The 16,307-nt window shown below is 68.1% G+C and carries 10 protein-coding genes and 2 pseudogenes; 6 read left to right on the plus strand and 6 right to left on the minus strand.

Annotated elements, in window-relative coordinates:
• Nucleotides 1–77: 77 nt before the first annotated feature.
• On the minus strand, nt 78–1,280 hold the full coding sequence (locus tag OG972_RS40055) for an IS110 family transposase (RefSeq protein WP_266989955.1): 1,203 nt from the start codon (nt 1,278–1,280) through the stop codon (nt 78–80).
• 722 nt (nt 1,281–2,002) lie between these two features.
• Here OG972_RS40055 and ltrA point away from each other — a divergent pair.
• From ltrA to OG972_RS40070, 3 genes are all read left to right on the plus strand, one after another.
• Complete coding sequence (gene ltrA, locus OG972_RS40060; protein WP_266989956.1) at nt 2,003–3,265, plus strand: group II intron reverse transcriptase/maturase; 1,263 nt, start codon at nt 2,003–2,005, stop codon at nt 3,263–3,265.
• A 622-nt stretch (nt 3,266–3,887) separates the two neighbouring features.
• Nucleotides 3,888–8,078, plus strand: a complete 4,191-nt coding sequence (locus tag OG972_RS40065) for a carboxypeptidase regulatory-like domain-containing protein (RefSeq protein WP_266989958.1) — start codon at nt 3,888–3,890, stop codon at nt 8,076–8,078.
• 435 nt (nt 8,079–8,513) lie between these two features.
• Complete coding sequence (locus OG972_RS40070; protein ID WP_266991019.1) at nt 8,514–9,305, plus strand: IS5 family transposase; 792 nt, start codon at nt 8,514–8,516, stop codon at nt 9,303–9,305.
• Here OG972_RS40070 and OG972_RS40075 read toward each other — a convergent pair.
• Nucleotides 9,262–9,813, minus strand: a complete 552-nt coding sequence (locus OG972_RS40075) for a hypothetical protein (RefSeq protein WP_266989960.1) — start codon at nt 9,811–9,813, stop codon at nt 9,262–9,264. The two genes, OG972_RS40070 and OG972_RS40075, sit on opposite strands and share 44 nt — an antisense overlap.
• Nucleotides 9,814–10,160: 347 nt before the next feature.
• Nucleotides 10,161–10,538, minus strand: a complete 378-nt coding sequence (locus OG972_RS40080) for a hypothetical protein (RefSeq protein ID WP_266989962.1) — start codon at nt 10,536–10,538, stop codon at nt 10,161–10,163.
• Between the two features lie 160 nt (nt 10,539–10,698).
• On the opposite strand from OG972_RS40080, the gene OG972_RS40085 reads away from it, so the two are divergent.
• Nucleotides 10,699–11,958, plus strand: coding sequence for a M14 family zinc carboxypeptidase (locus tag OG972_RS40085; protein WP_266989964.1), 1,260 nt, complete (start codon nt 10,699–10,701; stop codon nt 11,956–11,958).
• On the opposite strand, the gene OG972_RS49675 is transcribed toward OG972_RS40085, so the two are convergent.
• A complete protein-coding gene (locus OG972_RS49675; RefSeq protein ID WP_353961657.1) occupies nt 11,918–12,325 on the minus strand; it encodes a twin-arginine translocation signal domain-containing protein in 408 nt (135 codons plus the stop codon). The genes OG972_RS40085 and OG972_RS49675 overlap by 41 nt on opposite strands.
• Before the next feature lie 65 nt (nt 12,326–12,390).
• Between OG972_RS49675 and OG972_RS40090 the strand changes: the two are divergent.
• A pseudogene (locus OG972_RS40090) lies at nt 12,391–12,762 on the plus strand (alpha/beta hydrolase); the annotation flags it as partial.
• Nucleotides 12,763–13,004: 242 nt separating this feature from the next.
• Here the strand turns inward: OG972_RS40090 and OG972_RS40095 are convergent.
• A pseudogene (locus OG972_RS40095) lies at nt 13,005–13,999 on the minus strand (IS5 family transposase).
• 74 nt (nt 14,000–14,073) lie between these two features.
• The gene (locus OG972_RS40100) at nt 14,074–14,679 is read right to left on the minus strand and encodes a TetR/AcrR family transcriptional regulator (RefSeq protein ID WP_266989966.1); all 606 of its coding nucleotides are present in this window, start codon (nt 14,677–14,679) and stop codon (nt 14,074–14,076) included.
• A 180-nt stretch (nt 14,680–14,859) separates the two neighbouring features.
• Here OG972_RS40100 and OG972_RS40105 point away from each other — a divergent pair, with 180 nt between their 5' ends.
• Nucleotides 14,860–16,275: a cytosine permease gene (locus OG972_RS40105; RefSeq protein ID WP_266989968.1), complete on the plus strand. Its 1,416-nt coding sequence runs from the start codon at nt 14,860–14,862 to the stop codon at nt 16,273–16,275.
• The last annotated feature ends 32 nt before the right edge of the window (nt 16,276–16,307 follow it).

Consider the following 16,307-nt stretch of genomic DNA (forward strand, 5'->3'; position numbering starts at 1 on the left):
TGGGAATAGTGCTGTGCGGGAGATGGAGGATTTGTGGCCTTCCGGAGTCGCCCTGCGGGGGGCCCCTATGGGTTTGGTCAAGGTGATGGGGCAGGTTGGGGTTCGTAGAAGGTGCCGTCGCGGAGCATCGCGAAGAGGACGTCCGCTCGTCGGCGGGCGAGGCAGAGGAGTGCTTGGGTGTGGTGTTTGCCCTGGCTGATCTTCTTGTCGTAGTAGGCCCTCGATCGTGGGTCGGCGAGGGCGGCGAACGCGGAGAGGAAGAAGGCCCGTTTGAGCTGCTTGTTTCCTCTTCGGGAAGGTTGTTCTCCGCGGATCGAGGACCCCGAACTACGGGTTGTCGGGGCGAGGCCGGCGTAAGCGGCGAGGTGGGCGGCGGACGGGAACGAACTGCCGTCGCCGACGTCGATGAGGATCCTGGCTCCGGTCCTGACGCCGATCCCCGGCATGGACGTCAGGACTTTGGAAAGAGGGTGGGACTCCAGCAGTTCCTCGATCCGGGCGGCCAGGAGCTTTCGCTGGTCAAGCACTGCGGTCAGCGAGCCGGCGAGGCTCGGGACAATCAACGTGGCCGCGTCCGTGCCCGGGACGACGACGGTCTGTTCGTCCAGGGCGGCGAAGATCTCCTCGACCAGTCGCTCGGCCATTCTCGGGGCCTTCGGACGTATCAAGGTCACGAGCCGTCGTCTGCCGGCCTTGCGGATCTGGGCAGGGGATCCGAACCGTTCCAGCAGCATCAGGACGGCCGGGTGCTGGATCCGCGGACCGAGAACCCGCTCCAGATGCGGGTGGATCTGCGTCATCAGCCCCCGCAGACGGTTGGAGACTCTTGTTGCCTCGCCGGCCAGGTCGTCGTCGAAGCCCACGACCATTTCCAGCTCGGCGATGGTCTCGTCCTCGAGATCGACCGAGCGAAGTGTGTGAGGCATGACGCGGGCCGCGTCCGCGATGACGAACGCGTCGCGGGCGTCGGTCTTTGCCTCGCCCGGATAGAGGTCCGCGATCCGCCGCATCGTCAGGCCGGGCAGATAGGCGACCGGGCAGTCCATGTCCCGGGCCACCGCCAGCGGCAAAGCGCCGGTCGAGGCCGGCTGATCGACGACCACCAGCACGGTCCCGTGCTTGGCCTTCAGCTTGCCGAACACCTCGCGGAGCTTCGGCTCGCTGTTGGGCAGCCGCTTGTCGAAGGCTTTCTTCCCGGCCGGCGTGACGGCGGTGGCGTGGTGTTCGCCTTTGCCCACGTCCAGACCGAGGAAGGCACCGATGTCGCTGATGTCGATCACGCGCTTCCTCCGGTCGTCCTCACCCGGCCGTCCCACGGCACCGATCGCCACATCCACATTACGAAGAGCCTCCCGACCTGCGAAAAGGCCGGTGGTCATGCCCCTAATCAGCGGTCTGTCGATGCCTCCGGAGCCGGTGACACCACCCCCCAAGACATGCGATCGACAGGGGGAGAAAGTCATGCCAACTCCGGAGGCCGGGCGCCCCATTGCGGGGCCACCAAAACGGTAATGGGGGGGGGGCTCCAAACCGCCTCATGCTGCATTGGTTTGAAGACCGTTGTGGTGAGCGATGAGGAAAAGGCGTCGTAAGAGGCGTCAGGTGGGGTCCGGGAAGACGAACGCAAGTGAATCGCTGCTGACGTGTCGAAAAGAAGTCAGACGACATCAAAACCGGGGTGTCGTAAGAACTCCGGGATAAGCCTGGCGGGTGCCCGTTTATTGGCCAGGTGGTGTCCGGCATGCAGGCGACGTGAGTCCGGACTGCGGCTTCCGCATGGAACAGGAGAAGGCGTGCTCCGATACGGTCCCGTCCTTGCGGCGGGCGAGAGAGAGCGCCCCAAGCAGCAGACACTGCGAGGGGCTGAGTACCGATGCGGTGCGCGCTGGCGGACCGGCTCGTAGTAGTGGGGAGACCCCTGTAATGGGGGTGGAGCGAAGGGGCCGGGTCGTTCGTGACTGTGGTGATCACATCAACCGGACGGCAGTCCGGGAGGAGTGCGATGAGCCAGTTGAAGTCTCAGGCCAAGCCGTTTGATATCTCGAAGTGGGAAGTCAAGGAGGCATGGGAGGAAGTCAGAGCGAATAGAGGTGCACCCGGTGTGGACGGGCAGAGCATCGACGAATTCGAGAAGGACCTGCGGAACAATCTTTATCGGGTCTGGAACCGGATGTCGTCGGGCTCCTATTTTCCGCCTCCGGTGCGCGCTGTTGAGATCCCCAAGCCGCACGGCGGCGGCACGAGAATGCTCGGCATTCCCGCTGTCGCCGACCGAGTGGCCCAGACTGTCGTGGCCCGGCATCTGATGCGAAGGGTGGATCCTGTTTTCCATCCGGACAGCTATGGATACCGGCCTGGACGGTCCGCTTTGGACGCGGTGGAAATGTGCCGGGAGCGCTGCTGGAAGCGGGACTGGGTGGTGGAGTTCGACATCGCCAAGTTCTTTGACAGCGTGCCCTGGGACCTGCTGGTTAAGGCGGTGGAGGCTCACACTGACGCCGTCTGGGTGAAGTTGTACGTGCGTCGGTGGCTCGCTGCCCCGCTCGTCATGCCCGACGGCTCCCTGCTGGAGCGGGAACGCGGAACTCCGCAAGGGGCTCCAGTGTCTCCCGTCCTGGCGAACCTGTTCCTCCACTACGCGTTCGACACCTGGATGACGCGGGAGTTCCCGACCATCTGGTTCGAACGCTACGCGGACGACGCGGTGCTGCACTGCGTCACCGAGCGCCAGGCCCGCCAGGTGCTGGCCGCGCTCAGGGACAGGTTGGTCGAAGTCGGGTTGCAGCTGCACCCGGACAAGACCCGGATCGTCTATTGCAAGGACACGAACCGCCGCGGTTCGTACGAAAACACGGCGTTCACGTTCCTCGGGTACACGTTCCGCCCCAGGAGAGGCCGGAATCGGCACGGCAAGCAGTATCTGTCGTTCACGCCGGCTGTCAGCAAGGACGCACTGAAGAAGATCAGCCGCGAGGTGCGGTCCTGGCAACTGCATCGGCGCACTGACCTGTCCTTCCAGGATCTCGCCCGCCGGATCAACCCGGTTGTGGCCGGATGGGTCAACTACTACGGCCGGTTCCGGTCCTGGGAATTGCACCCCCTCCTGATGCGCATCAACGCCTACCTGGTGCGCTGGATCCGCCAGAAGTACAAGCGGCTCGCAGGGAAGCGGAAGGCCATCGCGAAGATGCGGGAGATCGCCCGGCGACACCCCCACATGTTCGCGCACTGGCGGCATACAACCGCCCCCGCATCGGCTTGGTGATCAGGACGACAAGAGCCGTATGACGAGAGATCGTCACGTACGGATCTGTGAGTAGCTGTTGTCGTTCCGATCTTGAGCGGTGTCCGTCGAACGGGAGTCTCGATTGGGTGGTCGCGGGGCGCTGGGCGCATACGAGCAGGGCCTCCTGAACAGCTCGTTGGTGTCGAATCACCGAGCAACAGGAGGCCCGCCGCTCCGGCAGTTCCGGGAGCTCCTTCTCAGGCTGGCCGCCGACGCCTTCTGCCGTCCCGCTGCGAGCCGTGGTCGAAGTACCTGACGGTTGATTCAGGATTGGAACCCGGCCGCTGAGCACCGCCGCCGCCGACAACAACGCTGTGCGCCCTGCGCCGAGGACAGCGGAGTGTGCAGCCGGTCCTCATGGCGCAGCTCACGGATACGCATCCGGACGCTGCTGGGCAATGTGGTGATGGTTCATCGGAAAAGTCTTGTTCGGTGCATGGCGGATTGCCGCCATGCCATGCATCCGCCACGCGTTGCTTCTTGCTGCGGTGGCGGGTTGCCGCGCCAATGGTGGACCGGCGGATGAATGCCATCCGCTGTCGACCGGGAACCAGTGCACGGGTCGACCCCAGCTCTACATGGGAGTCACACGTTGCCCACTTTGAGGCAATCGAGACCAGTCGCGCGGAGGATATCCGCGCGGTTGGCCGTACTGACCGCGGTGGCCGTGGCCGTCATGGGGGCGGGCTTTCCCGCCGCCCAGGCCGCCACGGACAGCGCGGCCGCGGCTTCGGGCACCTCCGCATCAGCGGCCGGTCCTGGGGTGGAGCAGGTCTGCAGCACGCCCAAGAAGGGCGAGTTCAGCTGCTTCGCCCTGCGTCGTACCGACATCAAGGGCGTCAAGGGCGTCCAGTTGGCGGCCGCCGCACCGAGCGGCTTCGGCCCCGCTGATCTGCAGAGCGCCTACAACCTGCCGGCGGACGGTGGCGCGGGCCAGACGATAGCCATCGTCGACGCCTACGACAATCCGAACGCCGAGGCGGACCTGGCTGTCTACCGCCAGCAGTACGGCCTGTCCCCGTGCACCACCGCCAACGGCTGTTTCCAGAAGGTCGACCAGCGTGGGGGCACCAACTACCCGGCCCCGAACGCAGGCTGGGCGGGCGAGATATCGCTGGACCTTGACATGGTCTCCGCGGCCGCCCCCAATGCCCACATCCTTCTCGTCGAGGCCGACAGCGCCGGCTTCGCGGACATGGGTGCGGCCGTCGACCAGGCCGTTGCCATGGGCGCCAAGTACGTGTCCAACTCCTACGGCACCAACTACACCAGCACGCCGGGCAGTGGCGAGGACTCGTCCGAGCTCCTGCTGGACGCCCACTACAACCACCCGGGTGTCGCCGTGGTGGCCTCCTCCGGCGACAGTGGCTATGGCGTCTCCTACCCGGCGGCCTCGCAGTATGTGACCGCGATCGGCGGCACCGCCCTGAAGCGGGACACCGCCACCAGCCGCGGCTGGTCCGAGTCGGTGTGGAACAACGTTTCAGGCGGCACGGGCTCGGGCTGCTCGCTGTACGAGCCCAAGCCGGCCTTCCAGACCGACACCGGCTGCCGCAAGCGGTCCGTCGCTGATGTGGCCGCGGTCGCCGACCCGGCCACCGGGGTCGCGGTGTACCACACCTACGGCGGCTCCGGCTGGGCCGTCTACGGCGGCACCAGCGCCTCGGCGCCGATCATCGCGGGCGTGTACGCGACCGCAGGCACCCCCGTCACGGGCAGCTACCCCAACTCGTACCCCTACCAGAACTCCCAGAACCCGTCGGCGCTCAACGACGTGACGACGGGCGCCAACGGCAGCTGCAACCCGGGCTACTTCTGCACCGCCGGTCCCGGGTACGACGGCCCGACCGGCCTGGGCACGCCCAACGGCACCGCAGCGTTCCGCAGCGGCCCGCACGGCAAGGTCTCCGGAACCGTCACCGACACCTCCGGCGCGGCCCTGTCCGGCGTCTCCATCGCCGCCGGCGACTACCGCGCGACCACCGACGCCAAGGGCCACTACAGCCTGGTCGTGCCGCCCGGCACCTATGACGTCACCGCCTCCGCCTACGGCTACGCGACCAAGAAGACCACCGGGGTCACCGTCCTCGACGGCGGCACCCTGAACGCCGACTTCGCCCTGGCCGTGGTGCCCAGCCGGACCGTCACCGGCAAGGTGACCGACGGCTCGGGCCACGGCTGGCCACTGTACGCCAAGATCACCGTCGACGGTGTGCCAGGCGCACCGCTGCACACCGACCCGTACACCGGCGCGTACAGTATCGAGCTGCCGCAGGACAGCACCTACACCCTGCACATCGACGCCCAGTACCCCGGCTACCAGCCCGTCACCAAGCAAGTGACCGTCGGCGGCTCGGCGCAGACCGTGGACGTCGCCGTCCCGGTGGACGCAAAGGCGGCCAGGGCCCCCGGCTACGCGGTCAAGCTGACCGGCCCGACCGAGCCCTTCGACTCCACCACGTCCGCTCCCGAGGGCTGGAGCGTCGTCAACGCCGATGGCACCACCGGCGGCTGGGAGTTCGGCGACCCGGGCAAGCGGGGCAACAGGACCGGCGGCTCCGGCGGATTCGCCGTAGTCGACAGCTACTACTACGGCAGCGGCAAGAAGCAGGACAGCTCGCTGCTGTCGCCGGTCTTCGACCTGACCGGCTACGCCGACCCCAAGGTCGCCTTCGACACCCAATTCCTGACATTCGGCCAAGGCCTGACCGCCGACATCGACGTCACCACCGACGGCGGTGCCACCTGGACCAACGTCTGGAAGCGCACCGCCACCCTGACCGGCCCGAGCCACGTCGAGGTCCCGCTGACCGCCTACGCCGGGAAGTCCGGTGTGCAGCTGCGGTTCCACTTCACGGGCTCGGGCTACTGGTGGGCGCTCGACAACGTGTTTGTCGGTCAGCGCACCTACGAGCCTGTCCCCGGCGGCCTGGTCGCCGGTACCGTGACCGACGCCAACACCGGTGAGGCCATCGTCGGCGCCACCGTGGTCAACGGCGACGCCCCGCAGGAGAAGGCCATCACGGCCGCCACCCCGGACGACCCGGCGCTCGGCGACGGCTTCTACTGGATGTTCACCACCAAGACCGGCGACCACGCCTTCACCGCCTCCAGGCCCTACTACTCCGACCTGGCCAAGACGGTGAACGTCGCCCCGGACAGCACCACCCAGGCCGCCTTCGCCCTCAAGGCAGGCCGGCTCACCATCACCCCAGGATCCGTCAACAAGACCCTTGACTGGGGCAAGCAGACCACGCAGGACCTGACGGTGAAGAACACCGGCGGGGCACCCGCCACCCTCACCCTGGGCGAGCAGTCGGGCGGTTTCCACATGCAGGCCGCCGGAGGTGCGCCGCTCAACCTGGTGAAGGGCACCTTCTCGCCACTGGCCACCAAGGCCGACAAGGGCACCGGGACGCAGGCCCGGGCGAGCGCGGCGACCGCCAACGCGGGTGGCGATGCCTGGCAGCTGGCGGCCACCCTGCCGACCGGCCTGCAGGACAACGCGGTGGACGCCGGTGGCGGCAAGCTCTACTCCGCCTTCGGCTACACCGGTAGCGAGGACACCAACGCGCTGTACGCCTACGACCCCGGCACCGGCTCCTGGTCCCAGCTGGCCTCCGCGGCCGACACCCGCAGGGCCCCGGCCCACGGCTTCATCGGCGGCAAGCTGTACGCGGTCGGCGGCTGGGGCGTCTCCGGCAGCCCCGACGCCAAGCTCGAAGTCTATGACCCGGCCTCGAACGCCTGGACCACCAAGGCCCCCTCGCCCAAGCCGTACGCCGGTTCGGGCAGCGCGGTGCTCGACGGCAAGCTGTACGTCGTCGGCGGCTGCGCCACCAGTTCCTGCGGCACCAAGGACGTCACCGTCTACGACCCCACGTCCGACAGCTGGTCGCAGATCGCGCCCTACCCGGAGCCGGTCTCCTGGGCGGCGTGCGGCGGCATCGGCGTCAAGCTCTACTGCGCCGGCGGCGTGACCGACACCGCCTCTGTGAAGCATGCTTACGTCTACGACCCGGCGTACGACAGCTGGTCTGCCATCGCCGACCTGCCCATCGACCTGTGGGGCTCGGCGTACAGCTCGGCCAACGGCCTGCTGCTGACCTCCGGCGGCGTCACCGCACAGGGCGTCACCAACCAGGGCTTCGCCTTCGACCCGCGCACCGGCAGCTGGACCGCCCTGCCCAACGCCAACCTCGGCGTCTACCGTGCCGGCGGCGCCGCCGGCTTCTACAAGGTCGGCGGCAGCCCCGGCGGCAGCGTGACGCCGGTGGGCATCGTCGAGGTGCTGCCCGGCTACGACCAGGTGGGCTCCTGGGACGTCAGCTGGCTGTCCACCTCCCAGCAGAAGGTGACGCTCCAGCCCGGGGCGAGTACCACGGTCACGGTCACCCTGAACGCTTCGGTCCCCGAGATCACCCAGCCCGGCGACTACACTGCCGCGCTGACCGCCCGGACCGACACTCCGTACCAGAGCCCCGAGATCGACGTGACCATGCACGTCAACCCGCCGGCCAGCTGGGGCAAGTACGCCGGCACCGTGCTGGGCGCCGACGGCAAGGGCGGCACCGTGCCGCTCGCCGGGGCCACGGTCCAGATCAACGGCTCGGCGGCGAGCTACACGGTGCGGACGGCCAAGGACGGCACCTTCGCCCTGTGGCTGGACAGCCGCAACAACCCGCTCACCGTGACCGCGTTCAAGGACGGCTACCAGTCGATCACCACCAGTGTGAAGATCAAGAAGGGTGAGACGACGACCGGCAACTTCACGCTGAAGAAGGCCTCCTGACCGTGTCCCTCTGACCCACGCGGGCCGGTCCTCCGGGACCGGCCCGCGTGGCACTCAGATGCCAACCGTCGTCCAGGAAAGAGGGGGGTACCGCTGGCAGTTCACGGAAACGCATGCGGCCACGGCTGGGCAATATGGTGATGGTTAACCGGTAAAGTCCTATTAAGTAGCTGTTGTCTTTCCGATCTTGAGAGATGCGCGTCGAACGGGAGTCCCGATCGGGTGGTCGCGGGGCGTTTGGTGCATACAGGTGGGGCCTCCTGAACAGCTCGTTGGTGTCGAATCACCGAGCAACATCAGGAGGCCCTGGTGCCGCAGTGTTCCGTGTCGATGGCCGGGCAGTCCAGTTTGGTCGCCCTGGAGTGTGACTGTCTGGCTCACCGGTTCGGAAACGCCGCCGACAACGGGGCCCGGCAGCCGCGTTATCCGACGGACATGACGGACGAGGAGTGGGCTGTTGTCCGTCCTTTGCTGCCGGTGCCGGGCTGGCTGCGGGGCCGGGGAGGCCAGCCGGAGGCGTACTGCCACCGGGCGATGCTGGACGCGGTCCGCTACCTGGTCGACAACGGCATCAAGTGGCGGGCGATGCCCGTCGATTTCCCGCCGTGGGACCGGGTGTATGCGTTCTTCCGCCGCTGGCGTGACCACGTACTGGTGAAGGAGTTCCACGACCGGCTGCGCGCGCGGGTCCGCGAGCAGGAGGGGCGGGACGCGGAGCCGACGGCCGGGGTGATCGACTCGCAGTCGGTCAAGGCGGACGCCGTGGTGGGCACCGACAGCCGTGGCTTCGACGGCGGAAAGCTGATCAACGGCCGTAAGCGGCACGTCGTGGTCGACACGCTCGGACTGCTGCTGGGTGTGATCGTCACCGCGGCGGACACCGGCGACCGCACCGCAGCCCAGGTGCTGCTGCGACAGGTCGCCGACGCGCACCACCGGCTGGCCCTGGTCTGGGCCGATGGCGGCTACACCGGCAGCCTCATCGAGTACTGCCTCGCCGCGCTCGCCCTGGTCCTGGCGATCGTCAAACGCAGCGACGACATGCGCGGCTTCGTGGTGCTGCCCAAGCGGTGGATCGTCGAACGCCTCTTCGCGTGGCTGATGCGCACCCGCCGCCTGGCACGCGACTACGAACGCCGCACCACCAGCGCCGAGGCGATGGCCTACTGGTCGATGACCCTGCTCATGACCCGCCGCCTGGCCCGGCCACACCCGCAGCGGGCGTGAACCGGCCCGGTGCGGGCTCGGCCAGCCAGCCGCGGGCAACCAGGCGTTTCGCCTTCGACCGCAGCGCCTCCACCCGCGCCGGCACCGGATCCATACCGAACGCTACGGCCATCTCCTGGCAGGTCAGCGGCCCTTGACCGAGCCGGCACCGGTCCGCGAGCAATTCCAGGATGCGCTGGTAGTCCACCGACAGCACCGACCGGGCCAGCCCCTCACGCCACACCGGCATCTGCGACTTCGTCTTCGCCGCCTCCGGCACCTGCGCGGTCTTTCCAGTCTGCTCCTCGGCAGCCGTCACGGTCAGGTCGGCCCGGGCGTGGTCCTGCCCGGTCTCGTCCGCCGGGGCCAGCACTTCGCCGACCCGCAAGCGGGCGATGGCCCACTCCTGCCATTCCCGCTCGGCCACGGCCAGTTCGGCCTGGATACGGTCGGCCTCCTCCCGCAGCTCGTCCACGCGACGGCGAGCACCCAGCTCACGCTTTTCCAACAACCCAACCACCGACGGCATCCACGACCTCCCGGGGAGCGACACAACCACAGGCCACTACTCCCACAGGACCTCCCGCCCTACGCCCGACCAGCGGAAACGCAGCCCTCAAGTCCGGAAAGACAACAGCTACTGAGGGCCGAGGGGTGAAACTCCCCTCGGCTACTCGGCGTTGGCGGCCTGCCTGCTCGTCGTGACGAGACGGCCAGTGGTCGTGAACGTGCCGGGTCTACAGGCGAGTTGGCGCTCGAGTGCGGTTTCGAGGTTGGTCTCCGAGCAGTACCCGGCGTCGGCCAGGGCCAGCTTGGGCGAACGTTGCCTGATGCGGCACTGGACATCGCGGTGCTCGTTGGGGATGGCGGCGAGACCTATCGGGAGACGTTCGGTTCGAAGGGCGCCTTGCGGAGCTCTACATCCACGCCCGTGCCGGTCTCGGGGAACTCTTCGCCGCAGACGTCGCCTCGCGTCGTGGTGTGCTGCAGAGCATGTATGCCACCGGCCTGGTCCTGGTCGACATCGGCGGAGAGGCCGGGCGTGCCCGGGCGCAGGCCGAGGCCGACCTCCGCAACGGTCCGCCGGCGCTGGAGCCCGAGACGGTCGAGACCGCGAGGTATGGACTGACAGACGCTCTGGATGATCTGGCGGACGCGGACGATCCCTTGGAGAGCCTGGCGGCGGCCGGGGTTGTCCTCAACGCCGCTGCTGACCTGCTGTTCGACCACCACCGTGCCTGGGCGGGGGCGCACATCGTGGTCTCTTCGTCGCCGAGGCTCCCGGCCCTCGGGACCCTTCGCCGACATGGGCATTCACATACGCCCCATTGACCTTTCCTTGACCCTCGGGTCAGCATCATCCGGAACGCCCCCCACGCCAGTCCCACCCGTAACGTCGTGAGGAGCCCGCCCCATGCGCACCTACCGCAGCACGCGGAACACCCGTCCGCGAGCGATACGCACAGCCGTTGCCACCGTCGCAGCCTCCGCCGCCCTAGGCACCGTACTGGTCACCTCACCGGCCGCCGCCACCGCCACGGCCGCCGCAAGCGAGCCTGGCAACTGCAAGACCTCCGACGATCCGTCCTGGTCCGGCTGGACCGACCATAATCAACTCGGCGCCACACTGCTTCAGATCGAGAAGACCAGCAAGGGTCGGGTGCAGGTCGAGGTCGCCGGGCGCACCACCCAGGGACGCGAACTGTGGGCCGCGCGAGTCGGCACCGGCCCCCGCGTCCTGATGGTGACCAGCGCCATTCACGGCAACGAGCGCACGGGCACGGAGGCCCTCATCGGCATCCTCAAGGAGCTCGGTTCGAGCTCTGGTCCGAAGACCGACGAACTCCTCAGCAAAGTCACCCTGGTTGCCATGCCGATGGTGAACCCAGACGGCGGCGAGCTCAACCGTCGTATCAACGTACGTTCCTGGGACCAGACCGTCGCGCAGTTCCCCCAGCTGGCCGGGGCGCCGCGCGCCTGGTACCACAGCCTCCGCGGAGACGGCATCGACCAGCCCGGCTATGACCTCAACCGGGACTTCAACCCGGATCTGAACTATGTCCCGCAGGCATCCGACCTCCCCGGCAAGCAGACCGACGCCGGCTTCTTCCTCTCCCCCGAGTCGCGCGCGATCCGTGACACGTATGTGAAGATGCGCAACGAGAAGGGATCTGTCGACGCGTTCATCGATCTGCACCACATGGGTCCCTGCGAGCGCATCACGGGCGGCCCTCAGGACGGCAAGCTGATCACGGTCTCGCTGGACTATCCGCCGCTCGGTGTGAACGATGGGGCCAAGTACAAGAAACAGTGGCCGAAGCTGGACCAGGACAAGTCCCGCCGCTATGCGCTCACGGTGGCCAATGGCATCGCCGACGCATACGGAGAGCAGTCGAGGCTCGCCGCGACCGGCCGCTATCTCCACCCTGACGCGCGCGAATACGCTGGCCAGGGCCGCTCCGCTTTCGCCCTCAACGGAACCGGCACAGTCCTCTTCGAAGTCCGCGGGCAGCAGGACGACTTGGGACAGCGGCAGCGCGGCATGTTCGTCCAGTCCGTACGTACCGGAGTGGAGTCCCTGATGACGGGCCTGGCCACGGGCAGCGCCGACCGGGTCAACGGGGACGACTTCTTCAAGCTGCCGGACTACGGGTGGGAGACCACGGCGGACTGACCTCGGCGGAACGGGTCCCGTGCGCAGGCACGTGACCCACGGCAGTGACGCGGCCCGCGGCAGGTTCCCAACCTGCCGCGGTTACCGCGTCTGTTGGTTGCCTGCCTGTTCCATGGCGGCCCGGCCCAGGCGGGTCTGGCAACCTGCTTTGATCTGCATGTCCGTGCTGTATTCGTCGCCGATGTTCATGCGAGCCATGCCGTCGAAGAGGGTCCCCTCGGGGAAGTCGGCAGAGAGGGCTTCGCCTGGGCCTGCAAGGCTGGGGCTCGTCGGCCTGGGCCGGCTGCGCTGCCGCGCCGCCCAGGACCGCACTCGCGGCGGTCGTTCCGGAGTATCCGAGCAGGGATCGTCTGGAGATGCTGGACATGGTTCCCCTCCCTATTCACCGGCCCTGCGGGCGCCTCCTGGGGCCGCCGGAAGATCGAACGCACCCTGGACGCCCTCCAGGAACTGCCGGAGATCGGCACCGGTGGCCCGGTCGGCTACTACGGCCTGAACATGGGCACCGCGATCGGCATCCTGCTGACGGCGGCCGAACCCCGGATCACCGCTGCGGTCTTCGGCCTGTTCTGGCCCGACCCGCTTGCCGAGACGGCGAAGCAGATCACCATCCCGATCCAGTACGACCTTCAGTGGGACGACGAGCACATCCCCCGCGAAGCCGGCCTCGCCCTGTTCGACGCCTTCGCCTCGAAGGAGAAGACCCTGCACGCCAACGCGGGCAGCCACAAGGAACTCCCCAGGTTCGAGGCCGACGGCGCAGCCCACTTCTTCGCCCGCCACCTTGTGACGTCACCGGCGTGACGTAGGGCCGGTATAGGAGCCCGGCACACCAGCTGGGCCCCGATAGCGGCGTCACACGCCGCCTGAGGGTGTTTCGGCTTTCGCGTCCCGCCACCGACAATCGCAACCCGCGTCAATGTGGTCGCCTCCACGCCGTGTTGCGAACCAACCGTATCCCAGACTCGGGGGACGACCCGCCGCCGGCGGTCGGGGTGCCCGGCATGATCCGAAAGGGAGGCCCTAGGGCGTGTTCCAGGTTCGGATCATGTGGGGCGGAGACTCCGGAGCCAGATGATCGATCCGCGTAGGTGGAGTCCGGCGAGGTAGCTGGTAGGAGTCTTGTCGTAGCGGGTGGCCAGCCCTCGCCATTCCTTGATCTTGTTGATGCCGCGCTCGACGGTGTTCCTCTCCTTGTAAAGCTCGGCGTCGTGGGAGAGGGGGCGGCCGCCCTTCGAGCCTCGCTTCTTGCGGTGGGCGGCCTGGTCCTTCTTCTCCGGGATCACCGCCTGGATCCGGCGTTTACGCAGGTAGGAGCGGTTCGCGCGGGAGGAATACGCCTTGTCGGCGGCGACGGCCCGGGGGCGGGTGCGGGGCCGACCGACCGGCCCACGGATCCTGACTCGGTCGAGGACCGCGGCGAAACGCGGACTGTCGGCCGCCTGTCCCGGCGTCACCACGAACGACAGCGGGCGGCACCGCCGGTCGGTGGCCAGGTGCGTCTTGACCGTCAGCCCGCCCCGCGAGCGCCCCAACGCGGCAGCTTTCAGGCGGGCCTTGTGGCGGCGGCGTATCCGTCGTCGTTCGGCACGTAACGCTTCCTCGACCGGGTCGCCTTCGGCCGTCACCTGGGCGGATTGTCCCTTTGCTGGAGCCCCTTTTCCTCCTCGGCGGCTTTCACCAGTTCCTCCAGGAGCTCGGGGTCGACGGCCATGCCGGCCGCGTGGTGATGCGCGCGTGCGACGGTGGAATCGACGCTGACCAGGTCCAGATCGGCCTGTCCTCGCCGGGCCGCCTCGGCGATCATCCGCTCCATCAGCGTCTCGAAGGTGCCCGCAAGGGCCCACTTCTGGAAGCGGCCGTAGACGGTGGACCAGGACCCGTAGCGTTCGGGGATGTCGCGCCACGGGCTCCCGGTCCGGAACCTCCACATCACCGCGTTCAACTGTTTACGCAGGTCAGGGATCGGTCCGCTCACGCCGAGCGGCAGGTGCGGCTCGAACAACTCCCACTCTGCATCCGTCAGATCGCCTCGCGTCACCCCGGATGTCTACCGTCCCGAGCCACTCCGGCGGAGCGATTTGACCCAACAGTGATCTGAACCTGGAACACGCCCTAACCCCGCTCCACCAGCCGCTCGGTCGCCGAAAGCGCCATGCGCAGCGCGCTCGCCCGGTCCGCTCCGCGCTGACCGAGGACCACACGCGTGCTCAACCCGTCGAGCAGGGCCAGGAGTTCGGAAGCGCGGGCCGCCGTGTCGAGGTCTTCGGCGAAGCGGCCCTGCCGCACGCCCTTACCGAGGAGCGATTCGAGGTCCTCCTGCCAGCCGCGGTCGATCTCGGCCTGGGCCTGTCGCAGCGGCTCGTTCGACGCCGTGCGCGCCCACAGTTCGATCCACAGGGTCCAGCGCGGATCGCGCGGTCCGCGGGGGAGGTACAGCTCGACGAACTGGCCGAGCTTGCGTTCGGCGCCGGCCCGGCCGGCCAGCAGCGCCCGGCGCTCCTCGGCGAGCGCACTCTCGCTCCAGCTCAGCACCTCCAGGAGCAGCCGGTCCTTGCTGCCGAAGTAGTAGAGGATGTGGCCGCCGCTGGTGCCGAGGCGCTTGGCGAGTGCCGACATGGTGAGTCCGGCCAGGCCGTCCTCGGCAATGGCCGTCATCGCCTCCTCCAGCATGCGTTCCCGGGCCAGATGCCCGTCCCGCCGTCGCGTCGTCGCCGCCACGCCACCCCTCCTGTTCCGTGGACCCCGGTGACGACCTTAGCTCGCCTCGGCCCACGGATTTCGGCGGAGGTCTTGACGAGCCCCCGCAGACACATCTTGAATGCCATTCAAACTTTTAGAACAGTGTTCAAAGTACTGTTCCGGGGCTTCTGGAGCACGCACGGATGAGAGGCAGGCCGCATGACGCAGCAGGAGACGACCGCGAGGGCGCCGGGCGTGACCATGGCCACCGACCAGGTCTTCCAGGTCGAGACACACGGCATCGACCCGATTCCCGACGAGGAGCGCCATGGCGGCGCGAGGGATCTGTTCTGGCTCTGGTTCGGATCCAACCTCACCTTCACCTACGTCATCAACGGCGCCCTGGCCGTCGCCTTCGGGCTCTCCTTCTGGCAGGCGACCGGCGTCGTCGTCATCGGCGGACTGTCGTTCTTCGCCATCAGCGCCGCCGGACTGAGCGGCGTACGCACCGGCACCGCCACCCTGGTCATCTCCCGGGCCCCCTTCGGCGTCCGCGGCAACTGGCCCGCCGGAATGCTCAACTGGGTGGTCAGCATCGGCTACACGATCCTCAACACGGTCGTCGGCACGCTCGCCCTCGAAGCGTTCTTCGCCGATCTGGGATGGGCCTCCGGCCACACCGGACGGGCCCTCGCCCTGCTGATCACCCTTGCGCTGACGTTCCTCGTCGCCCTCTGGGGCCATGCCACGGTCCAGCTCGCCGAGCGCTGGATCGCGTACGTCCTCGCCGTCGGGTTCGCCGCCCTCCTCGTGTTCCTGCTGCCGGGCGCCGACACGGGCGGGGCGGCGGTCCATCCCGGCGCCTCCGGGTGGAGTCTCGCCTTCGTCGTGATGCTGGCCGGGCCGTTCTCGTACGTCCCGATGCCCGCCGACTACACGCGCTACCTGCCGAAGACGACCTCGATGCGCTCGCTCACCTGGTACGGAGCCCTCGGCGGCGTCGTCTCCTCGGTCGCCCTGGGCGTGGCCGGGGTGGCCGCCGCAACGCAGACGGACATGACCGACGCGGTGGCGGGCACGGAGAAGCTGCTGCCGGGATGGTTCCAGCCGCTCTTCCTCGCCCTCGTGCTCGGCGGATCGGTCACCAACTCGATCGTCACGCTCTACTCTTCGAGCCTGAACCTCCAGGTGCTGGGCGTCCCCTGGAGCCGCTCCAAGGCCATCATCATCAGCGCGGCCGTCACCGCGGCGGGTTCCCTGTGCGCGCTCTTCCTCACCGACTTCACCAGCTCACTGCTGTCCTTCCTCTCCCTGCTGATCATCGTGTTCGCACCCTGGGGCGGTGTGTTCCTCGCGGACATGATCATGCGCCGCTGCCGCTACGACGCACCGGCACTGCATGCCGGACCGGACGGTGCCTACTGGTACCGGTCCGGCTACCACCCCGCCGGCATGACCGCGCTGCTCGTCGGCATGGTCTTCGCCGCGCTGACCTGCGATTCCGAGCTGTGGACCGGCCCGCTGGTCGCACCGTTGGGCGGCGCCGACCTGACCCTGCTCGGCTCCGTCGTCTCGGGGCTCGTCTACTGGGCGCTCGCCCGGCGGACCGTCGCACCGCACACCGAACCTTCCTGACCGGCGGCCACGACCCGCCCGAACCACCGACC

This window comes from Streptomyces sp. NBC_01669 (assembly GCF_026339735.1).
Taxonomy (GTDB): Bacteria; Actinomycetota; Actinomycetes; order Streptomycetales; family Streptomycetaceae; genus Streptomyces; species Streptomyces yanii.